The sequence below is a fragment of the Parasphingorhabdus marina DSM 22363 genome, assembly GCF_900128895.1.
Taxonomy (GTDB): domain Bacteria; phylum Pseudomonadota; class Alphaproteobacteria; order Sphingomonadales; family Sphingomonadaceae; genus Parasphingorhabdus; species Parasphingorhabdus marina.
This window is the reverse complement of the sequence record NZ_FSQW01000001.1, coordinates 1,364,816-1,387,326: the sequence shown is the minus strand read 5'-3', so window position 1 is coordinate 1,387,326 and position 22,511 is coordinate 1,364,816. Positions and strand designations below refer to the sequence as shown.

The window sequence follows — 22,511 nt, the reverse complement described above, 5'->3', positions numbered from 1 at the left end:
TCAGGTCTCATTCGGATTGTTGCACTTCTGTGTCTTGCGATTGCCAGCCACCGCCCAATGCCAGATTAAGGGCCACCCATTGTTCGACCCTTGCACGTCTGATGGTCACCAGTCCGCGCTCGGCGTTGAACAAACGCTGCTGAATGTTCAGCACGTCAATCAGATCCGTTTCGCCTTCCTTATATTGTAACTGGGACAGGCGGTAGGCTCGTGCCGAGGCCCTCGCCGCATTGTCCAGGGCGTTTTCCCGCCGTTTCAGCACGACCGCCTGATCCAGACTGGTTTCGGCTTCATTGAGCGCAGTGAGTGCGGTATCTGCATATGCGGCGATGGCCGCACGCTGATCCGCATTGGCCTGATCGACCTGGGCGCCGCGCAACCCTCCGTCGAAAATCGGTTGCAGAACGCCCCCGATAATGGACCAGACGAGATTGGGGCCGTCGAGAATATCCCCGAGATCCGAAGAAGCACCGCCAATATTGCCGGTCAGCGACAGCAACGGCAATCGTGCAGCCTTTGCCTGATCAAGACTGGCAAAGGCCGCCGCAACCCGTCGTTCAGCAGCGATTACATCAGGGCGGCGTTCGAGCAGTCCGGACGGAATGCCGGCCGGCGGGCTGGCAGGCGTCACCGGCAAATCACTGGCTGCCTTGAGCCTGTTCGCCGGATATCGACCCAGAAGCAGTTCCAGCGCGCGATTGGTGCTCCGCGCCGCGCCGCGGGCATTTTCGAGACTGTCAATCGCGGTCGCCAGATCAGATGCGGTGATGGCGGTATCCTGGGCCGAGGCAAATCCCTCGCGATAACGGACCCGCACAATGCGATCGATTTCTGCCAGCGCGGTGACGGTGCGTTCGGCGACGCCGATCTGCAATTGTGTTTCAATTGCGGTGAAATAGGCACTGGCCACGGCACTGGCCAAGGAATATTGCGCGAAACGAAAATCTGCTTCGACGGCCTGTGCGCTCGCATAGGCTGCATTTCTTCCGGCTCTCACGCGCCCCCAGATATCGACTTCCCATTGTGCCTGCGCGCCGAGGTCAAACTGGCTGACATCAGGAATCGGCCCTTCCAGCCGCCCGGTCCGGGTTGCGTTGAAATTCCCGTTGATGGCTGGGAACAGCGCGGACCTTGCCTGCCTGACCAGCGCCCAGGAGGATTCCACATTGGCCGCGGCGGCCTGAATGCTGCGGTTATTGAGCTGGGCTTCACGAACCAGTTCGGAAAGCACCGGATCACCAATCCGGTCGATCCAGCCGATCTGCACCTCTCCCGGCTCCGCCCCGTCAACCTGCCACTCGGCCGGCAGTGCGGGCAGGCTTTGCTCTGTCGCCTGGCGAACATCCGCGTCTGTGCTCAGCGACGCACAGGCCGTGAGCGGCGGTGCAAGCAATAGCGGCAGAACCAGACGCCAGTTCATGTTGTGGCTCCTTCAGAGGCGGGATCCACTATGTCGGACTCCGGGGCCTGCGCCGTTTCATTCTCGGAAACCTTGAACAGGGTCGCATAGACAACAGGAACAAAGATGAGTGTCAGCAGCGTCGCAAAGCTCAGCCCGAAAACAAGCACCACCGCCATCGACTGGAAAAACGCGTCAAAAAACAGCGGGATAACGCCAAGAACAGTGGTTCCCGATCCCAGCAGGACCGGACGGACGCGGCTGGCCGCGCTGTCGATAATCGCATCAAATCGCGGTTTGTTCTCGGCTATCTCCAGATCGATCTGGTCAACCAGCACAATCGCGTTCTTGATCAGCAGGCCGGCCAGCGAAAGCACGCCCAGTATCGCCATGAATTCAAACGGAACACCCATGACGATCAGACCGAATACCACGCCAACAAGGGCGAGCGGTACCACCGACCAGATCACCAGCGGCTGGCGCAAAGCATTGAACAGGAGAACGACGACCAATATCATCGCGCCAAAGCCGAACGGTATCGCTCCCATCAGCTGGCTGTTGGCTTCCGCGCTGTTCCCCGATTCCCCATCCCATTTTAGCGTATAGCCGGGCGGCAACGCGATATCTTCCACTTGCGGCTGTACACGGGCCTGGAGTTCACCGGCAAGAAGTCCCGGGACGGGGTCGGCCTGTGCCTTGATGCTCCAGATCTTGTCTGTCCGGCGCAGGCGGCCATCCCGCCATACCGTGCGGACCCCGTCGGTCACCTGTTCGAGAGGCACGGAACGACCAGATGCCCCGACCAGTTGAATGCCCCCGATCCCGGACACATCGGCCCGCTCGTTCTCGGGCGCTCGCGACAAGATCGGAATCAGGTCATCATTCTCCCGATACACGCCGACCCGCTGTCCGGAATAGTTGCGGGCCAGCGCGTTTCCGAGATCTGTTCTGCTCACACCGGCGCGCCGGCCTTTGACTTCGGAATAGACGGCGTCCACTGCCGGGACCTGTTGCCGCCAATTGTCTTTGATCGAAAGCGCGCCGCCATCCTCTGCAAATATCGCCTTTGCTTCTCCGGCGAGTTCGCGCAGTTTTGCGGGATCGGGGCCGGAAAATGTTGCCTCGATTTTCGAACCGCCTCCGGGACCGAGGACAAAACGCCAGACCTTGCCCTGTGCCTGTGTGAAATTCGAGTCGATATGGTTCTGGACTGTCGGGATCAGCTGGTCGAGCCGCTCATAATCATCGAGCTTTACCAGGATCTGGCCATAGGCACTGTTCTGCGATTCAAACTGATATACCAGCATGTATCGCAGCGTCCCGCCGCCGACCAGCGTATGGACATTTTCGACGCCATCCTGTTTCGCGATAAATTTTTCCAGTTCGCGCATATCGGCGTCGGTCTTGGCAATATCGGTACCTTCCGGCAGCCAATAGTCGACAACCATTTGCGGTGTGGTCGAAGCCGGGAAAAAGCCAGGTGTGACGAAATTGAATCCGACCATGGACAAAAGAAACAGTCCAACTGCTCCCGCTATCGTCAGCGCCCGGAATCTGATCAGCCGCGCGATTAGATCCTTGAACATCTGCATGCCAGGACTGTCCGGCTGTTCTTCCGGGGCGTCTTCGTCATCACCGGTCTCATTAAACAGCAGACTGCAGAAAAACGGCGTCAGGGTGATCGCAAAAACCCAGCTGTACAGCAGGGAAATCAGAATCACCCAGAACAGGTCGCCCGTGAATTCAGCGGTATCCCCGGGGGCCAGGCCAATTGGTGCAAAGGCAAGAATGCCAACCAGGGTACCGCCGAGCAAGGGCCAGATGGACTTGCGCACAGTCTCACCCGCAATGTCGATAATCTTGCGTCCCTTCTGGGTGCCCACCAATATGCCGTCGGTCACCACAATCGCATTGTCGACCAGCATGCCCAGCGCGATGATCAGCGCACCCAGCGAAATGCGGTGCATGGGGATATTGATCATGTACATCGTGCCGAGCGTGGCGGCGATGGTCAGTAAAAGCCCCAGACCAATGACAAGGCCCGAACGCGGACCCATGAAGATAAACAGCGTGCCAATCACGATCACCAGCGCAATGATCACGTTAATGACAAAGTCGACCACGGATTTTTCGACAACTTCTCCCTGATGATAGAATTTGTGCAGTTCCATCCCCAGCGGACGCTGATCCTCGATTTCCGCCAGCTTGGCGGATATGTCCTTGCCAATCGCAACCACATTGGAACCCGAGACTGCCGCCACACCGACAGCCAGCGCCGGTTTGCCATCATAATACATTTGCAGCGACGCCGGATCCTTGTAACCGCGGGTCACCCGGGCAATATCCCCCAGCTGCGTGATCCGGCCCTCGGATGAGGACACCAGCAGATTTTTAATGGCGTCCACAGAGTCGATATCGCCTGTGGGTGTGATGATCAGGCGCTGGTCTTCGATCTTTACCGAACCCCCGGAGACAACGGCATTCTGTGTCGAGAGCTGGTCAAATATCGCGTTGACGGTAGCACCCAGAGCCGCGGCATTCTGCCGGGCGATCTCGACATATATGACCTCTTCCTGTTCTCCGGATATGTTGACCTTGCCCACGCCTTTTACCGAAAGCAGATCTTGCTGGAGAGTTTTGGCATATTCGCGAAGTTCCGCCATTTCAAAGCCGTCGCCGGTCAAAATATAATAGATCCCGAATACGTCCCCGAACTCGTCGAAGACGGTTGATGGTCCTGCCCCGGGGGGCAAGTCACTCGCGGCATCTGCCACCTTGTTGCGAAGCTTTGTCCAGATGATTTGCAGATCATCCTTCGTCGGCGAAGCTTCAAATTTCATTTCCACAGAAATTTCCGAAAATCCGTCAGAAGATACCGAATTGATTTCCTTGACCTCGGCCATGTCCTGCAGCGCAGTTTCCAGTGGAGCCGTGACTTCTCTCGCCACTTCCTCGGGACTGCCACCAGGATAGGGGGTCAGAACCTGCGCCGTGCGAATGGTGAACTCCGGGTCTTCGAAACGCGGCATGTTCTGATAGGCGTACCATCCGGCAAATAGCGACAACAGGATGACAATCCCCATTATCAGACGGTTCCTGATGCTGTATTCCGCGATTTGCATATCCCGTCAGCCTATCGCTTCCAGGAGCGGACACGGTCGCCCTTTCGCAAATAAGCGCCGCCAGACGCGACGATTGTTTCGCCGACTTTCAATCCCTTGGTCGCAATCACGTCTTTGCCGACCTGATCGGCCAGCTCAACCTCTCGGCGGGCAACAGTCCTTTCCACCGGCTTTACCACCCAGACATATTTCTTGCCGCCTTCGGTCACAACGGAAGCAAGCGGGATGGAAATCCCGGCAATGCCATCGGCGCCCCGGCCATCCAGATCATAGTCAAAAAACAATGTGGCGGTCATGCCAGTGAGCACGAGCAGATCCGCGGGCGGCTGAAAGGTAAAGCGCCCTTCAAAAGTTTGCGTCGATTGATCCGCCTGACCGGTCGCCTCTCTGAAAACAGCCGGGAAGCGACGTCCAGGTGCGGCGTCCAGTTCGACGAAGGTGTTGTAATAATTGATCCGATTGGAATTGAGCACGAAACTGCCGGGGACATTCACGATTGCTTCCACAGCGCTGCTTTGCATGGTGACGACCGGAGCCTGTGGTTGCACATTCTGGAACTGCTCGACGTAGGTTTTGCCAATAAAGCCGGAGAACGGTGCCCGCAGGACCGTATCTGCCAGGCTCTTCCGCGCATCATCCAGCGTCGCCTGTGCCACCTGCCGCTGAGCGAGACGGCTTTCAACAACGCTTTGCGATATGGCGTCCTCCTTGATCAGCCGCAATGCACGCTGATACTCGCTGTCCGCGTTGCGGTATTGCGCTTCGGCCTGGGCGACTGCATTGCGGAAACTGCGTGGATCAAGCCCCGCGATCACGGTGCCCTTTCGATAGAATTCCCCGCCAAGTGCCTTCCAGGTCGTGATCTGACCACCAACCTGAAATGCCAGATCGGTCGACCTGACGGAACGGATCACCGCCGGGAAGCTGTTGCGGGCCTGCTTCGACTGCTCAGTCAGTTTCAACAGTTTGGCGGGACGCGGTTCAGCAACCTGATCCGTCTGCTCTGCCGCACCACAAGCCGGCAGCAACAACGCGAAGCAAAGAGCCAGTCCGGCGGGAAATGGAATTCGGTTCACACGAGCACTCCTTCCATGGTCAGTAGCTGCCAGGCGCGGCGGGTAGGGTGACGATAACGCCCGCGATCGCTCGCGACAATCGCCATATCTATTTTGTGGTTGCCAGTTTGTGGATAGAATATCGCTAATCCAGATGAACCGCAGTACGCCACAGACTCAACAATGGATATTCTGCGCACCCCCGGCTCGCAGCTATTCCCGCTCGATTTCGGTAATTGCGCCGGGTGCCGGGATATGCTCGGACATGGATCGGAGGGGCGCGTTTTTCCGAGCGGACAATATGGCCGCAATCGGTCCTCCATGGGTAACCACAACGATTTTCCTGTCGCTCGGCAGGTGATGCCAGGCCTGTATGGCACGCGCCAGCAGTTCGGCAGTGGTTTCTCCCCCACCGGGCCGAAACCCGTGCGGATTATCCATCATGCCGTCCATCGCATCGCCGGTCTCACGATAAATCTGGTTCCAGGTCCGTCCCTCCCAGCTGCCGAAATCCCGTTCGCGCCACCGGGGATCGCTATGTGCATTGATCGACAGCTGAACCGCCGCTCGCTCGGCGATGTTGCGCGTGCGCTTGCGATCAGAATGAATGATGATTTCCGGGCAGAATGTGATCAGGCGGGCGACCAGAGACTTGGCCATTCGCGCACCTTCGCGGCTCAATCCCATGTCGCTGGTGCCATAGCAGCGCTTTTGCCAGTCTTTGACAACAGGCGGATGCCTCACCAGCCAAATCATGGTCCCGCCATTGCCATTACCGCCAGCAAAAGGATCAGCTGCCCGACATAGGCGGCAAATCCCAGGCAGTCTCCGGTGCTACCACCGAGACGGCGCAGCAGCAGCGCACGGAACCAGATCAGGAACAGGGCCGCCAGGGCGAAGGTCAGTAGCGCTGCAAACGGCAACAGATAGGCGAAGAGCCCGATAACGGGAGCTGAAAGCAAACTGGCCAGCAGCAAGTCCTTGATACCGGTGCGACCGCCGATATCCCTGGCCAGTCCCTGAGCCTGAACCGGGACCGGAGAAACCAGTGCCATGACTGCTACAGCCAGCAGTCGGCCGAAACAGGCGGATGCGATCAGGGCGACAATGATCATGTCCTGGGGTAGTGTTATGAGCAAAGCGCCGCGCAATCCTACCGCAAGAATGAGACCCAGCGCGCCATAGCTGCCAATCCGGCTGTCCTTCATGATCCGCTGTGTCGATTCCCGGTCATGGCCCCCGCCAAAGGCATCACAGAAATCTGCCACGGCATCTTCGTGAAAGGCGCCGGTCAGCCGTGCCTCAATCGCCAGAGCAATGATCACGGCGATGGCGCGCGGCCAGACATGAGCGCTGGCGACAAGGACGATCGTTGTTATCAGCCCGACAAGCGCACCTACCAGTGGAAACCAGATGACCGCGCGGGACAAACCGGAGCGCGCCTGCTCAGCTGTCAAACCGTTGAGACCCGGGACCGGTATCCGGGTCAGAAACTGCACTGCCAGCAAGGGCGGCATCCACCATTTGAGATTCTCGCTCGTTTTGCTTCCGCTGGTCATGGCAGGATATCCGCCAGCCGGGCGACATCACCAAGCAGCGCAGCAGCGCTGTCCAGCATGGGAACTGCGACAAGCGCTCCCGTCCCCTCACCCAGCCGCATCTGCCACTCGAGCAACGGTTCGAGTCCGAGATGGTCAAGTGCGGCCTGATGCCCGGGTTCCGCCGACAAATGGGCAGCAATCATTTGCTGAACACTTCCCGGACTGAGCTGTTCTGCGATCAGGGCGGCGGCGGTGCTGACATAGCCGTCGAGCAGCAGCGTGGAGCCCTGCCTGGCGCCTTGCGCAAAATAGCCGGCCATTGCCGCAATCTCGAAACCGGCAAGAGCGGCAATGGCGGTCATGGGATCTTCATCAAAAATACTCGCCGCCCGTCCCGTCGCCCGCGCCACGATATCGCGTTTTTTTGCCAATATCGCGTCATCTGCTCCAGCGCCCCGTCCGGTCGCGACATTTGCATCAGAGCCGGTGAGCAGCATGGTGAGACAGGCGGCGGGCGTTGTATTTCCGATCCCCATTTCCCCCGCCATAAGCAGCATATGGCCATGGTCTTGCGCGCGAATGGCTTCTTCTTCTCCGGCTGCCCAGGCGCGCTGGAACTGGGCTTTCGTCATCGCCGGACCAAGTGCAAGATTGGCGGTTCCGGCGGCAATACGAGCATCCCGGAACCTTTTGGATGATCGATCTGCGGCTGGCGGGACAATAGTTCCCATGTCGACAAGCCGAACGTCCACATCTTGAGCGGCAGCCAAAGCTGTACTTGTCGCTTTTTGCGCGATGATGGTTTCCATCATTACCGTCGTCACCGCGGAAGGCCAGGCAGAGACACCACTTTCGACAACACCATGATCAGCCGCGAACAGGGTCATCCGCCTCGGCCTGGTAATCGGCTGTAGCGATTGCTGCACAACCGCCAGCCTGATCGCCAGCTCTTCCAGATGCCCCATGCTGCCTTGCGGTTTGGCAAGAGCATCAAGATGCGCGACAACAGTTTCGCGGGTAACTGTCATTTCGCTTCTCCCGCAATTGCCAGCAGGCGCTCAATATCCACATGTTTCTCCAGCGCTTCCGCCAGGTCATCAAGCGCGTTGTCGACGACAGACTCGTGCTTCTGGCCATTGGACGCCACTCCCAGCCGCGCCAGCCATGTCTGTCTCTGGGCCGGGTCATCAAATAATCCGTGCACATAGCAACCCGATATTCGGCCATCCGGGCTGATAACACCCTCCTCGCGACCACCATCCGTCCGCAACAAAGTTGCGCAATCGGTAATCCCATCCTGCACTTTGGTCTGACCGGCATGGATTTCATAGCCACCAAAAGGCTGATCATCGGCAATGCTTTTGCCTGTAATTCTGGACAAAGTCTTTGATTGGGCGAGGACTGTATCGATCGGCAGCAATTGTAACCCGGCAACGGTTTCAGCCGGGCCTTCCACGCCATCGGGATCGGCAATTGTCTGGCCCAGCATCTGATAGCCACCACAGATACCGAGAACATGCCCGCCGCGCCGGACATGGGCCGCAATGTCGATATCCCAGCCCTGCGTGCGCAGGAATTTCAGATCGGCAATGGTCGCCTTCGTACCCGGAATGATAATCAGCGCTGCGCTGGCCGGTATCGGTGCGCCCGGCGGCACCATATGCAGACGCACATTTGGTTCGAGCCGGAGGGGATCAAAGTCATCAAAATTCGCTATGCGTGAGAACATCGGAACGGCGATCTCGATCAAGCCATCGGCTGCTGTTTCCGCTTGCTCCAGCACAACCGCATCCTCCGCCGGCAGATTCCGGACTATCGGCAGCCAGGGGATGACACCCAGGCCCGCCCAGCCAGTGCGATCGGCGATCGCTTTGTAGCCATCCGTGAACAGGTCGATATCGCCACGAAACTTGTTGATCAGAAACCCCCGGATCATCGCGGCATCCTCGCCGTCGAGCACCGCTTTGGTTCCGACGATGGATGCAATAACTCCGCCGCGATCAATATCGCCGATCAACACAACCGGCACGCCCGCCGACCGGGCAAATCCCATATTGGCAATATCACCGGCACGCAGATTGATTTCCGCGGGACTGCCAGCCCCTTCGACCAGGACAATATCCGCTTCTTCGGACAGACGCTTATAAGACGCCAGAACCGCCTTGTGCAGCGATGACTTCCGCTCCCGGAAATAACCGGCATCACCAGTATCCTGAACCTGACCATGCACGATCACCTGGGCGCTTTTGTCGGATTGCGGCTTGAGCAGAACCGGATTCATGTCGACATGGGGTGAAACCCGGCACGCCAGGGCCTGCAAGGCCTGGGCGCGGCCAATCTCTCCGCCACCTGGTGTTACAGCGGCGTTGTTGGACATGTTTTGCGGCTTGAATGGTCGAACTGCCATGCCGCGATTTGCCAGCAATCGGCAAAGACCGGCCACCAGCACCGATTTCCCGACATCCGAGCCGGTCCCCTGGAGCATCACAGCAGCCATGCCAGAACTCCGATCAAAATCCACAGCAGCAGGCAGGCGCGTAGATACACACGGAGCGCGTCTGCCAGTTCTCGGGTCTGCGGGCGCGGGCCATCGCCCAGATTCTCTCGCTCTATCCAGTCCCCGTCATAAAACGCGCCGCCACCCATTTCTACGCTCAGGGCTCCCGCCATTGCGGCTTCAGACCAGCCAGCATTGGGCGAAAGATGCTTGCGGGCATCCCGAAACATCACCCGCCAGCCTCCGGGACCGGCGATACATATCAGAAATCCGGCCATTCGCGCCGGTATATAGTTCATGGCATCGTCAGCACGCGCTGCCGCCCAGCCAAAATCACGATAGCGGGTATCGAGATGTCCGATCTGACTGTCAGCGGTACTGATCGCCTTGAACACAAACAGGCCGGGGAGGCCGGCGATGAGGAACCAGAAAGCGGGCGCGACAATTCCGTCGCAAAAACTCTCGGCGAGACTTTCGGTAGCTGCGGAGGCCATGGCCTGTTCATCGAGGCGCTCGGTGTCGCGCCCGACAATCATCGACAGTGCCTGGCGGGCGCCAGGTACATCGCCTTGATGCAACGGATTCAATACATTACGGACATGGGAATAGAGGCTGCGCTGGGCGAGCCCCGTTGTGGCTATGATGATTAGAATTACCATGCCCGGCCACCTGGTCAGAACTGCTTCAAGCAAGAATCCGGCAGCGGCGGGCAGCAATATGAGAACCAGAACCGTCCCAATGCCTGACCGACGTCGCACCGCAGCACTGCCTGTGTTCCACCGCCGATCCATGCCGGATATCAGGCGTCCAATCCATGTAACCGGGTGCGGAATTTTGCGATGCAGGTTGTCGGGATATCCGATCATCGCTTCCAGTATCAGCGCAGCCAGCAATATCATGCTGTTGACCTCGACGGATGCGACAAATGTTTCCCAGAGCGTCACAGACGTCGAACCGGAACCACAAGGGGTTCCCCCGTGGCACTGGTCCCCATCTGGATTTCCACACCATAGGCCTCGCCCATTGTCTCAGCAGTCATTGCCTGTTCCCGTGGGCCAGCGGCCAGAACATTGCCTTCTTTCAGCACGATAACATCGTCGGCAAAGCGCGCCGCCTGAGTCAGGTCATGCAGGACCACAATGACGCCCTGCCCGGCCCTGGCATAGGTTTTCAGGCGTTCCAGAACGTCAAACTGATGGGCGGGATCCAGACTGGCCAGCGGTTCATCCGCCAGAAGCCACCGCGGTTCACCGGCCAAAACCCGGGCCAGCAGAACACGGCCCTGTTCCCCGCCTGACAGGCGCATGGCCTTGCGATCGGCAAGATCCGCACAGTCTGTGGCTACCATCGCTCTGGCAACCGCCTGATGATCGGCGTCGCTCATTCCCCAGCGTCCGGAGTGGGGCAGCCGGCCCAGCCCGACGATGGTCTTGACGTCGACATTCCAGTGGATGTCTGGCCGCTGGGGCAAAAGGCCAATCAACCGGCCACGTTCGCGGTTATCCAGCGAAAACAGAGGTTGATTGTCCAGCGTCACCGAGCCGCCCTGGGGTTCGCGAAGACCGGCCAGACAGGACAGCAGACTGCTTTTTCCGGCACCATTGGCACCCAAAATCACCGTGACCTTGCCCGGCTGGAACTGGCCGCTGACTGTTTTCAGTATTTCGCGCCCGCGCAATGTCAGGTCGAGGGAATCAAACGCGAGCTTCATCAGGCAAGCTCCCGGTGCATCTTGAACAGCAGGATCATGAAAAACGGGGCACCCAGCAATGCCATGGCAATGCCCAGTCGCAATTCACTCACGCTGGGCAAAATGCGCACCAGGCTGTCGGCCACCACGATCAGCAAGGCCCCTGCCAATGCCGAGGGCAACATCACGGCGGACGGTCGATGCCCGGCAAAGGGGCGCACCAGATGGGGCACGATCAGGCCAACAAACCCGATAATGCCGGCGGCGGCCACCGATGCTCCGACCGTCAAACCGACACCGATAACCGCGAGCCATTGCAGCCGCAGAACGTTCACGCCCATCGACCGGGCAGCATCTTCGCCAAGGGTGAGCGCATCAAGAGAGCGCCCTGTGGCCATCAGAAAAACCATGCCTGTGGCGATCAAGGGCAGTGCAAGTTTCACATCATCCCAGCTGCGGTCGGTCAGTGCACCCATCAGCCAGGTGACAATCTCCGTTGTCGCGAACGGGGTCGGTGCCAGGCTGATAATCAGCGTGGTCAGCGAGCTGGCCAGGCTGGCAATGATCACGCCGGCGAGAGTGAACAGGATCAGGCTGCCCGAACGCCCGGCCAGCAACGCCAGCAGGCCCATGCCAATCCCCGCTCCGGCCAGCGCGAATGCGGGCAGTAGCCAGGCGGTCATGGCGAAGCCAAAATAGAGCGACGTAACGGCTCCCAGTGCCGCACTGCTCGACACGCCAAACACGCCGGGGTCGGCCAGAGGATTGCGCAGATAGCCCTGCATGGCGGCGCCCGCCATGCCGAGACCCGCACCAATTGCCGCGCCCAGTATCGTCCGCGGAATGCGCAGTTCCATGATGATAAGACCAGCGAGGTCATCACTCCACCAGGTGGACGGTGCCACCCAGACCTTGCCAGCCGCCAGGGAAAACAGCATTGCGGCGAACAGGCCCAAGGCGAGCAAGATGTTGAGACGGACGGAGTTCATTTCCCGGCCTTCAGTTTGCGACGCGCCGCGGACAGGGTTTTGACCGCCTCGATCAGCGTTGGTCCGGCACAATGCATCAGCCGGGCGGGATAGTCGGCAATCATGATCCGGTGCGCCAGTTTTCGGAGAACCGGATGGGAGAGCATGCGGTCTTTCCGGTCGGATTGCACTTCCGAACCATTGGAGAACAACAGCCGCGGTGGGCGAGCCACCAGATGTTCGAGCGGCAGGATGTCCCACTGGCTCAGGCCATAACTGCTGCTGACATTCTCAAAGCCGGTGCGGCGCAACAATTCGTCGGGCAGCGTACCGCCGCCGGGCACCAGACCGCCACTGCGCCAGATCAATGCGGGAATTTTCTGAGTGTCGGACGGTCTCGCTTGGACCAGAGCATCAGAAATGCGCTGATTGACGACTGCACCGCGTTGTCTGGCGCCAACGATTTCGGCCAGCTGGCTGATCTGCTCCTGACTTTCGGCGACGCTTTGCGGAATCGAAAGCTGCACCAGCGGAATTCCCATGCGCCTGAGCGCAGAAGCGGTGGATTGCGGCACAATAGACCCGGCGACGACCAGATCCGGCCGCATGGCCAGTATCTCTTCCGCTGTTCCCGAGGTTGCCGGGAATTGCAGGGCCTGTCTGAGCGGAATGGACGTGGCGCGCCGGTCGTGGGAATAGTGGCTGACCGAAGCTATCTGGCGCTTGTCTGCCAGTTGCATCAGCAGCGCATCAGCGCAGGGATTTACCGACACGATCCGCTTGGGATACACCGGCATTGCCACTCCCGGACTGGGTGTAACCGGTCCTGCCGATCCTGTCATCGCAGGAGCGAACAGCAGCGCAACCGTGGCAAACAAGGCGATGGCGCGTTTCAATATTCCACGCCCTTCTGCGCCTTGAATCCCGCCTTGAAGGGATGCTTGATCTCGTCAAATTCCGTCACGAGATCGGCCATTTCGATGAGCTCCGGTTTCGCATTACGGCCGGTGATGCAGATATGTTTCTCCAGCGGCCGTTCCTGCAGGAATTTCGTTACTGCGGCAATGTCGAGCGTGTCATCCCGCAGCACGATGTTGAGCTCATCGAGAATGATGAAATCATATTCAGGGTCCAGAATGAGTTCTTTGGAGCGTTCCCAGGCAGCCTGAGCCGCTTCGATATCCTTCGCACGATCCTGTGTGTCCCACGTGAATCCGTCTCCCATCACTTCGAAGGTCAGCAAGTCGGGATTGGCCTGGAAGAAATTCTTCTCGCCGGTTTCCCAGCTGCCTTTAACATACTGGACGAGGCCTACCTTCATGCCCCAGCCGAGCGACCGAATGGCCATACCGAAGGCGGAGGACGACTTGCCTTTGCCATTGCCGGTATGGACGATCAGCAGCCCGCGCTCGATGGTTCGACGCGCCTGCATTTTCGCGCGGGCGGCCTGCACCTTTTTCATCCGGGCATTGTGCTTTGCATGCTGGTCATTATCGGTTTCGGTCATTGCATGTCTCTCCAGCTATCGAGGGCATTTGTCAGCCGCTGCCATTCTGCTTCATTGGCGGGGAGTCCAAAACGCAGCTGTTGCTCTTCTTCCGAAAATGGCCGGACCAATATGCCTGACCGACCCAGATATTCAAATAATTCCCGTGCTTTATCGTGAATTGCTAACCGGAACAGGGATGTCCCGCCGATGATCCTCAGGCCGGAATCTTCGAGCAACCGGTCAAGGCGTGACGCCGCCTCACCCAGGCGTTTGCGCTGGTGCTCTTGCCAGTTCCCATCCTGATAAGCCGCTATTCCCACGGTCGTGGCGATCGCCGATACCGGCCAGTCGCCTAGTACATGGCGGAGTCGCTCCACGATCGGCACATCCGCGATAACGAACCCCAAACGGATTCCCGCCAGTCCGTAAAATTTGCCAAAGGAGCGCAGGATGATGGCGTCACCGCGATCCGGCAACAGGCTGACTGCAGGTTCCGTATCAGCGAAGGCTTCATCCACAATGATCTGTCCGCGCAGCGCTCGCAGTCTGGCGGGCGAAACAATCCGCCCGTCCGGATTGTTGGGATTGGCGAGGATGACCAGATCATGATCATCGGCTTCATCCCGGGAGATTTCGACCGCGTCTGGCCAGGCCGCCCTGTGACCCGAGTAAATCGGCGTTAGCAGCGCTCCCTGCGAATTCGGGAACAGAGTTCCGAGCAGACGGATCGCCAGATCACTGCCCGGAACGGCAACGATCTCCGCCGGCTTCGTCACGCCAAATGCCTCTGCCGCCGCCCGCTCCAGCCGCGCAATCTGTTCCGGTTCCGGCAGGCGGCCCCAGATGTCGGCAGTGACCTCCGGTACCGGATAGGCCCAGGGGCTGATCCCGGTGGACAGATCGATCCATGGCGCTGGCGCTGATTTGAAACGGCCAGCCGCAGCCACCAGCCGACCGCCGTGAAAACGGAACGGATCAGGAGGGGCTGCGGCGATCATGTCAGTAGCGTACCCGTACGCCCGCAAATGCGGACCGGCCGGGGGTGCCATATCGGAAGATGGTTTCGTAGTCCTCGTCCAGCAGATTGTCGACGCGGCCATATATCTCGATATTGTCGGTAACCGGCATGGCCGCCCGCAGATCGACGACGACATAGCCTGCAACTTCCCGGATGTTTGCGCCATCGTCAAACTGCGACCCGACATGAGTGATGGAAGCACCGGTTTTCAGTCCGAAACTCCAGTCATAATCGAGCGACGCGTTGACACTGTGTTTCGGGCGGCGAGGCAGTGTCAGACCGGTGATGCGGTCTTCGGTATCCACCAGCCCGTAATTGAGTGACCATGTCAGCGCCTCAACCGGACGGATGACCAGACCGAATTCCAGCCCCTGTGCCCGGGCGCGGTCAACATTGTCATATGTCCCCGACGGCCGGTTCTCGCAGATCCCGGTCTGCACCGGGCAGCTGATGAAATCGATCAGGTTGCGGCTATCCCGGCGAAACAGCGTGGCACGGACTTCGATCTTCCCGCCCACAAGTTTCTGTGTCACTCCCGCATCCCAGCTTCGCGAAGTTTCGGGGGCAAGCGTATCATTGCCAAAATCGCTGAACAGCTGAAACAGCGACGGCACCCGGAAGCCTTCGCCATAGCTGGCGCGAAAAACAGTGTTCCCCTGATTGGGACTGTAAACCACATCTCCGGCGAACGTCGTCTCGCCGCCGAAAGTGCTGTGGTCATCATAACGCAGACCAATATTGGCCGTGAGGCCGGAAACAGGAGTGATGCCGAGCTGTCCGTAGATACTGTCAATGGCGGCGCTGAAATTGCTGGCACCCGCACCCGAACCAGTGCGATATTTTGACGTTTCCGTTTCGGCACCAAAGGTCGCAGTGACCATGTCGGACATGTCAAATATCCCCTGATATTCAAACCGTTCATTGCGGCCGAGCGCATCAAAGGTCTGCACATCCAGATTGAAATTGTCTCTGCTGACGCTGGTATAGGCGAAGGCGATCCGGTTGCGGAACCGGCCATCCAGAAGGGCAAAGTTCAACCCTGAATAACCGACAAATTCTTCCGTGTTGGCCACTTCGGAGGTGTCCCCCAATCCGAACACGCCATTGGCGAAGACAAAGCCGTCAATATCGGTCCGGCCATCCGAATAGTAACCGCGCAGATCGACGGAGATCGAGTCTGTCAGGGAAATCTCAAGCTTGCCGTTCGCGCCAAAATTGCGGTAGCCGTCCTGTTCGGTTGCACCGCGTGCTTCATTGAAAGCGGAAAAACCGTCGCTGCGGTAGTAGCCTGCTCCGACACTCGCTGCGACCGGACCAAAACGTCCCGAGACATTGCCTACGACTTGCCCGGTATCCCGATAGCCATATTCCGCGCGCGCATTGATTGCGAGATCTTCCGTGGGCTCCCGTGTAATCATGTTGATCACCCCGCCAATCGCCTGACTGCCCCAGATAACCGACTGGGATCCGCGCAGCACTTCGATCCGCGAAATATTGCCCGTCAGCAGGTTGCCGAAGTTGAACCCGCCGCCGGGAGAGGACGGGTCGTTCAGCTTCACGCCGTCGATCAGGGCGACAGTCTGATTGGAGTCTGCTCCGCGAATGAAAACCGAGGTGGACGTCCCGATCCCGCCATTGCGGGCAAATGTGACGCCGGGAACGTTGCGCAGCAGGTCAACGACCGCGACGCTCTGGGTTCGTTCAATCCGGTCTTCATTGATAACGGTGATCGCCTGTCCGGTCTGCGACACGGGTTGCTCTGCGCGAGATGCCGTCACGACGATGAGCTCATCGTCCGTTACATCATCCACCGTTGATTCAGCAAAGACCGGCTGAACCGACATTATTGCTGTTGTACATACTATAAAGCTCTGAAAACGCATGATTATTCCTTTTTGAAATCCATTCAAAAAGGCCACGCATCCAGTCGCCTGCGGGGTTCCCACATGCGCAGCCCGAAGTTAATCATCGCTACGCGAGGAAATCCCCGATCATATGGCACACCCCGTCCGCATGATAGAACGACAGCTACGGGCAGGTCTCCTGGCTCCTGGGTCATCACATCGCCCGTCCCCTTCCCGGACCTGGGTCCAGTGGGATTTGACAGGCATGCTCGCCAGATACAGTTGCGGGGGCAGCTCCGGCCTGAGAAGTTTCCCTCTTTCCGAATTCCCTTTTGATCCCGTCTCCGGGAACCTGTAGCAGGAGGTGATCTAGTCTTCCTGAAATCGTGGAGCAAGGGAAATATGCCCGCCAAAGTCCGAACAAGTGGCAAGATCACGCTGATACTGGGCGGCACCCGCTCGGGTAAAAGCCGCTTTGGACAGCAGCTTGCCGAGGAATATGGAGGGCAAATGCTCTATGTCGCAACGGCGGAAGCTTTTGATGCGGAAATGACTGATCGCATCAACCGGCATCGGGAAGATCGCGGGTCAAACTGGCAAACGATTGAAGAGCAGATGAACATAGCACACATGATCCGGGACAATGCTTCTCCCGGCACGGTGCTGCTCGTCGACTGCCTGACGATCTGGCTGAGTAATCTGATGCTGTCCGAAGCAGACATCGCGTTCGAGCTGGACAATCTGAGCGAGGCCTTGAGGAAAAGCGATGGGCCGGTCATTCTGGTATCCAACGAGGTGGGATCGGGCGTGGTCCCGGAGAGCCCGCTGGGCAGAGAGTTTCGCGATCAATCCGGATGGATGAACCAGCGCCTTGCAAGGGAAGCCGGGGAGGTCGCGCTGGTCACGGCAGGCCTGCCATTATGGCTGAAGGGCAGGACGAGCCAGTAAGGCAGACAAATATTTCCATGAAATCCCTCAGCTGCCGTTCATCCGCATCGGACAGATCGAGCCGACAGGGATTTTCCTCTGGTTCAACCGATTGTCCGGCGCTGGACTGTCCTGGACGGCCCATTGGTCATGTCGAACTTCAGACGGAAACAAGTGCTCTGGTTGCCCTTGTCCACCCGCAGCAGCTTTGCGATACTCACGTATGACCCGCCGTGTTTCCATAGCTCGCCCCGACCATTTGGATTGGTTGCTCTCGCACGATCGCGATGTGTCCCAAGACTGGGTTGAACGATGCATCATGCATAAGGAATATCTGATCCTACAGGAAGACGGGCTGGAGATCGGATTTATCCGGTGGAGTTCCTTTTGGGGAAAGATACCATATATGGACATGATCTTCGTCCTGCCATCGTCCCGGACCTCCGGGGCTGGAAAATTGCTCTACCGCGCCTGGGAAAAGGCAATGGCAGACCGTGGTGCCGGATTGTTGATGACCTCTTGTGAACGAGACGAACAAGAGCCGTTGCGATGGCACATGGCCAACGGGTTCGAAATCGTCGGGGAAGTCGCGTTTCCCGGGTTCCAAAACGGCAAGGAAGTCTTTCTGGCCAAGATCCTGGTGTAAAGGTCGGGTGCCCCTGTTCCATCGAGTACCTTTTGCTCAGCAAAATACCCGCCTGGGTCCGCGATGCGAACTGAAGCGGACGTGGGTTTCGAAAATCAAGATCTGATCCCGTGCTTGGTGAGGCGCTTTTGGTGAGGGACCAAAAAAAACGCTTGCATCATAGAAACGGGAGAATAAATGATACGTTATATCATAACACTTATTCTCCCGTAAAAAGGCTGTATCTATGAGAAAGACCATATTGTTGCTGGCGACATTTCTGAGTTCCCCGGCGATAGCTGCGACCGCTGAAGATTCGGCTGATGGCCTGGATCACCCGATTGATGATGATGAAACGATTATCGTGACGGCTGATTATGTCGACGAATTCGACATACTTGCCGGAACTTCCGTTATTGCCCGGGACAACATTCTCCGCCGTGTCCAGCCCCAGATCGGAGACGTTCTCACCGGTGAACCGGGGGTATCCGCAACGTCTTTCGGTCCCGGGGCCTCGCGCCCGGTGCTCCGCGGTCTGCAAGGCGAGAGGGTCCGGGTATTGACGGACGGGATTGGAACGCTGGACGTTTCTAATACTTCGGCTGATCACGCGGTCACCATTGATCCGCTGACTACTGACCGGATCGAGGTTTTCCGAGGACCAGCGGCCTTGCTGTTTGGCAGTCAGGCCATTGGCGGTGCCGTCAATGCGATTGATCGCCGGATTCCGCGCGTGGTTCCGGAGAACGGATATCATTTTGACCTTCTCGGAAACTATGCCACCGCTTTTGACGAAACCAGCATCGGCGGCGCCGTCGAACTGGCGTTGAGCGACCAGTTTGTGGTCCATGTTGACGGCAGTTTTCGGGAAACCAGTGACCTTGAGGTCGGCGGCTTTGTTCTGACCCCCGCATTGCGTGCCGAACAGCTTGAGGTTGCAGCGGAGGAACTCGAAGAAGGCAATCTGGATGAAGCCGCAGAAGCCCAGGAACTGGCGGCATTGCGTGATGTATTGCCAAACAGTTTTACCGAAACCTACACTTTCGGGGCCGGATTCGCGCTGATCAATGATCGAGGGAGCCTGGGTGCTTCCTTTGGTTATTATGACACCCGCTACGGGATTCCGGCACGGCCCGGTGCAGAAGATCATCATGGTGAGGAAGGCGAGGAAGAGGGCGAGGAGGAGGAAGCACCCGTTTCCATCGATCTGCAGCAATGGCGGGCGGACTTGCGCGGCGAGATATTCACGAGCGGCGGTTTTCTGCAGTCGATCCGCTTCCGGGCCGGCTATTCCAACTATGAGCATACTGAATTTGAGGGCGACGAGGTTGGCACTGTTTTCGATAGCGAAGGCTTTGAGGCCCGACTGGAACTGATCCAGGCTGATCGTGACGGCTGGCGCGGCGTAACCGGTTTGCAGGCGTCGACACGCGATTTCATTGCCGTAGGGGCAGAAGCCTTCGTCCCGCCGAACATCACCGATCAATATGGCCTGTTCACACTGCAGGAACTTGAATGGGACAAGATCGGTCTGGAATTCTCGGCGCGCTATGAAAAAACCGATGTGCGATCCGACAGTGTCGCTATCGGCCTGGAAGACGCAGCCGTGATTGTTCCCGTTGACCGCAATTTCAACGCGTTCTCTGTCGCAGCAGGTGCCAATTACAGCATTACACCGGATGTTCGCCTTGGCCTCAACGCCAGCCGCGTGGAGCGCGCACCGTCGGCCGAAGAACTCTTCTCCAACGGACCGCATGTTGCCACCCAGGCTTTTGAGATCGGCAATCCGTTTTTTGAGAAGGAAACCGCCTGGGGTCTCGAGGCCTATCTGCGCGGAGAGAGCGGTCCGGCCCGGTTCCAGCTGGCAGCCTATCACAACTGGTTTGATGATTTCATATATGAAATCGAAACCGGAGGTGAGGCAGACGGCTTGCCCATTTTCCAGTTTCTGCAGTCGGATGCGCGATACTGGGGGTTCGAGGCCCAGATGGCGGTTGACGTGGTACAGTCCGATGACCTGACCGTCACTGTCGATGCCGTCGCCGACTATGTCCGCGCAATGATCGAAGGCAGTGGTCCTGCGCCACGCATTCCGCCGCTGCGGCTATTCGGTGGCGTGGAAGCCAATACTGGCACGCTGGGCGGGCGGGTTGAAGTGGAGTGGGTCGATGATCAGAACCGCACGACCGACTTCGAACTGCCCACCGATGGTCACACCCTGGTGAATGCTTCGGTGTCATGGAAACCATTGGGCGCAGAGTCGGAGCACATCCTCATATTGTCTGCCGACAATATTTTTGACGTGGATGCCCGGCGCCACGCCAGCTTCACAAAGGATTTCGTGCCGCTGTCCGGCCGGAACATCAAACTCTCTGCCCGGATCAGTTTTTGATGTAAGGTGCGATAACCGGATCGGGCAGAATGTCGAATTCTGCCGATTCTGAAACCGTTCAAGGATTTTTCGCTGATGTCAGACAAACGGATCCCGGTGACCCTGCTGACCGGATTTCTGGGTTCGGGGAAAACCACCCTGTTGAACCGGATGATGCCGTTGCCCCCGATGTCGAGGGCGCTGGTTATCATCAACGAGTTCGGTTCAATCGGGATTGATCATGATCTGGTGGCGCACAGCAATGAAGATGACACAATCGTTGAAATGGCCAATGGATGTCTGTGCTGTACGATCAAGGGTGACCTGCAGAAAACTTTGCGGGAAGCGCCCTGGCGCTTTGCCCGTGCCGGTGAACGCTGGTTTGACCGGGTGCTGATCGAGACCACAGGTCTGGCGGACCCCGCACCGATCATTCACACCGTGATGGCGGATGACAAGTTAAAGGCCCTGTACCGGCTGGAGACCGTGATCGCTCTGGTTGACGGGTATAATGGCGATGCGACACTGGATGCCCAGGTCGAGGCGGTCAAACAGGTCGCGGTTGCGGATCAGCTCCTGATTTCGAAGACCGACCTTGCCGATGCCGCAGCCATCACCCGCTTGGAAACTCGGCTGCGCAAACTCAATCCAGCGGCTCCCTTCCACTTGCTTCCGGGTGAGGCAGAAGATCTTGCCGGCCTGTTTGATGGCCCTGTTTTCAACCCGGACCTCAAGCACGAGGATGTACAATCCTGGCTGGCAGCCGAAGCCTATGAAGATGAGGAGCATGATCACCATCACCACCATGGAGAATCCAGCCATCATACCCACGGTCACGGCCACGAACACGACATTAATCGCCATGACCACCGGATCAGATCCGTTTGCCTGACAATAAACGAGCCCCTGCCGGCCAAGGTGTTCGACAGCTGGCTGGAGATGCTGGTGACGTTCAACGGTGTCAACGTCCTGCGGGTCAAGGGCATCATCAATCTCGCCGAACTCGACAAGCCCCTCGTCATTCACGGTGTCCAGCACATCTGGCATCCGCCGGAAATCCTGGAGAACTGGCCCGGGGATGATCGCAGCTCCCGCATTGTCTTCATTCTTCGCGATCTGGAAGAAACCGAATTGCGGGACATGCTGGCTTTTGTGCAGAACAAATTTGCCGGTACGAAAGTTATGGGACTGGGTGCAACCTAGCCAGCCTTGGGCGGCAAAAACTATGCGCTGACACCCGAAAAACATGCCAATGCCGGTGTTCACTTTCGAGATGAACCGGATATCCAGTTGCATTGTCCATCTTGGCCGCTTCCCAAATATGACAGTTTTGTTGCAAAAACTGTCATATTTCTGTAATATATCCGTCATCGGATAGGAGAGCAGGCAATGAAAATCTTGAAAATACTGGGGATTGCAACAGGGTTGATGATGACAGCGACACCTGCGTCTGCCGAATCCGACAAGGGTGAAATCGGCTACGCCAAGGGAGCCCTGGCTTATGATGCCCTGATGGCCGGCAAAAATGAGGTGGCCGTTGAACGACTGGAACAGGCAAAATACGTCCAGGCAAATGATCCTGCGCGACTGATCAATCTGGGACAGGCCTATGCCCGAACGGGACGCATGGGTGACGCGGCTGTCATGTTCCAATCCGCGATCAACAGCAATCGCAGTCTGGATCTTGTTCTATCCGATGGGACGGTGATCAATTCGCGTGATGCGGCCAGACTGGCCCTGCGCAATCTGAACAATCGGGTGGCGTCTCGCTAAGTCGATAACAGCGACAATTAGAATCAAGAGCGGCCGCATTTGTGGCCGTTTTTTGTTTCTCCGATATTTTACAACTGCTGCAGTGCAGCAAAATACCTGACTCCTCTGCCATGTCCGGACAAACAGCAACATACATGACTTATTTTTGTCTCTGAAACGTCATCTGAACCGCACCAACGAGTCATTTTCCCT

At 58.0% G+C, this 22,511-nt stretch carries 19 protein-coding genes and 1 riboswitch; of the genes, 5 read left to right on the top strand and 14 right to left on the bottom strand.

All coding sequences use genetic code 11. The features are described 5' to 3' along the window. Positions 1-7 precede the first annotated feature (7 nt). The 14 genes from BUQ90_RS06985 to BUQ90_RS06920 form a co-directional block, all read right to left on the bottom strand. Entirely contained in the window at positions 8-1,420 is a 1,413-nt protein-coding gene (locus BUQ90_RS06985) for an efflux transporter outer membrane subunit (protein WP_074204309.1), read from the bottom strand. Next, positions 1,417-4,482, bottom strand: coding sequence for an efflux RND transporter permease subunit (locus BUQ90_RS06980; protein WP_239447365.1), 3,066 nt, complete (start codon positions 4,480-4,482; stop codon positions 1,417-1,419). Before BUQ90_RS06980 ends, BUQ90_RS06985 begins: the two co-directional genes overlap by 4 nt. A gap of 50 nt (positions 4,483-4,532) precedes the next feature. Beyond that, the gene (locus BUQ90_RS06975) at positions 4,533-5,597 is read right to left on the bottom strand and encodes an efflux RND transporter periplasmic adaptor subunit (protein ID WP_074204307.1); all 1,065 of its coding nucleotides are present in this window, start codon (positions 5,595-5,597) and stop codon (positions 4,533-4,535) included. Between the two features lie 192 nt (positions 5,598-5,789). Beyond that, complete coding sequence (locus BUQ90_RS06970; protein WP_239447364.1) at positions 5,790-6,320, bottom strand: histidine phosphatase family protein; 531 nt, start codon at positions 6,318-6,320, stop codon at positions 5,790-5,792. Between the two features lie 8 nt (positions 6,321-6,328). Continuing rightward, the gene (locus BUQ90_RS06965) at positions 6,329-7,135 is read right to left on the bottom strand and encodes an adenosylcobinamide-GDP ribazoletransferase (protein WP_074204305.1); all 807 of its coding nucleotides are present in this window, start codon (positions 7,133-7,135) and stop codon (positions 6,329-6,331) included. Further along, positions 7,132-8,145 carry a nicotinate-nucleotide--dimethylbenzimidazole phosphoribosyltransferase gene (cobT, locus tag BUQ90_RS06960; protein ID WP_074204304.1) on the bottom strand — a complete coding sequence of 338 codons (1,014 nt, stop codon included), beginning with the start codon at positions 8,143-8,145 and terminating at the stop codon, positions 7,132-7,134. Before cobT ends, BUQ90_RS06965 begins: the two co-directional genes overlap by 4 nt. Beyond that, positions 8,142-9,614, bottom strand: coding sequence for a cobyric acid synthase (locus BUQ90_RS06955; protein WP_074204303.1), 1,473 nt, complete (start codon positions 9,612-9,614; stop codon positions 8,142-8,144). Before BUQ90_RS06955 ends, cobT begins: the two co-directional genes overlap by 4 nt. Next, positions 9,602-10,558, bottom strand: a complete 957-nt coding sequence (gene cbiB / locus BUQ90_RS06950; RefSeq protein ID WP_239447363.1) for an adenosylcobinamide-phosphate synthase CbiB — start codon at positions 10,556-10,558, stop codon at positions 9,602-9,604. The genes BUQ90_RS06955 and cbiB overlap by 13 nt, the downstream gene beginning before the upstream one ends. Beyond that, positions 10,555-11,325, bottom strand: a complete 771-nt coding sequence (locus tag BUQ90_RS06945) for an ABC transporter ATP-binding protein (protein ID WP_074204302.1) — start codon at positions 11,323-11,325, stop codon at positions 10,555-10,557. Before BUQ90_RS06945 ends, cbiB begins: the two co-directional genes overlap by 4 nt. Further along, entirely contained in the window at positions 11,325-12,293 is a 969-nt protein-coding gene (locus BUQ90_RS06940; protein ID WP_074204301.1) for a FecCD family ABC transporter permease, read from the bottom strand. The genes BUQ90_RS06945 and BUQ90_RS06940 overlap by 1 nt, the downstream gene beginning before the upstream one ends. Then, on the bottom strand, positions 12,290-13,168 hold the full coding sequence (locus tag BUQ90_RS06935; protein ID WP_239447362.1) for an ABC transporter substrate-binding protein: 879 nt from the start codon (positions 13,166-13,168) through the stop codon (positions 12,290-12,292). Before BUQ90_RS06935 ends, BUQ90_RS06940 begins: the two co-directional genes overlap by 4 nt. Next, on the bottom strand, positions 13,165-13,779 hold the full coding sequence (gene cobO, locus BUQ90_RS06930) for a cob(I)yrinic acid a,c-diamide adenosyltransferase (RefSeq protein ID WP_074204300.1): 615 nt from the start codon (positions 13,777-13,779) through the stop codon (positions 13,165-13,167). The genes BUQ90_RS06935 and cobO overlap by 4 nt, the downstream gene beginning before the upstream one ends. Next, positions 13,776-14,759 (bottom strand): threonine-phosphate decarboxylase, encoded by a 984-nt coding sequence (locus tag BUQ90_RS06925; protein ID WP_074204299.1) that lies wholly within the window; start codon positions 14,757-14,759, stop codon positions 13,776-13,778. The genes cobO and BUQ90_RS06925 overlap by 4 nt, the downstream gene beginning before the upstream one ends. A gap of 1 nt (position 14,760) precedes the next feature. Continuing rightward, positions 14,761-16,662 carry a TonB-dependent receptor plug domain-containing protein gene (locus BUQ90_RS06920; RefSeq protein ID WP_074204298.1) on the bottom strand — a complete coding sequence of 634 codons (1,902 nt, stop codon included), beginning with the start codon at positions 16,660-16,662 and terminating at the stop codon, positions 14,761-14,763. Positions 16,663-16,795: 133 nt separating this feature from the next. Next, positions 16,796-16,994: riboswitch (cobalamin riboswitch) on the bottom strand. 31 nt (positions 16,995-17,025) lie between these two features. Between BUQ90_RS06920 and cobU the strand changes: the two genes are divergently transcribed. From cobU to BUQ90_RS06895, 5 genes are all read left to right on the top strand, one after another. After that, on the top strand, positions 17,026-17,571 hold the full coding sequence (cobU, locus tag BUQ90_RS06915) for a bifunctional adenosylcobinamide kinase/adenosylcobinamide-phosphate guanylyltransferase (RefSeq protein WP_074204297.1): 546 nt from the start codon (positions 17,026-17,028) through the stop codon (positions 17,569-17,571). A 202-nt stretch (positions 17,572-17,773) separates the two neighbouring features. Continuing rightward, positions 17,774-18,196, top strand: coding sequence for a GNAT family N-acetyltransferase (locus BUQ90_RS06910; protein ID WP_074204296.1), 423 nt, complete (start codon positions 17,774-17,776; stop codon positions 18,194-18,196). Positions 18,197-18,422: 226 nt separating this feature from the next. Continuing rightward, positions 18,423-20,567 (top strand): TonB-dependent receptor domain-containing protein, encoded by a 2,145-nt coding sequence (locus tag BUQ90_RS06905; protein ID WP_074204295.1) that lies wholly within the window; start codon positions 18,423-18,425, stop codon positions 20,565-20,567. A gap of 75 nt (positions 20,568-20,642) precedes the next feature. Continuing rightward, entirely contained in the window at positions 20,643-21,749 is a 1,107-nt protein-coding gene (locus tag BUQ90_RS06900) for a CobW family GTP-binding protein (RefSeq protein ID WP_074204294.1), read from the top strand. Positions 21,750-21,935: 186 nt separating this feature from the next. After that, positions 21,936-22,319 carry a hypothetical protein gene (locus BUQ90_RS06895; RefSeq protein WP_084192533.1) on the top strand — a complete coding sequence of 128 codons (384 nt, stop codon included), beginning with the start codon at positions 21,936-21,938 and terminating at the stop codon, positions 22,317-22,319. The last annotated feature ends 192 nt before the right edge of the window (positions 22,320-22,511 follow it).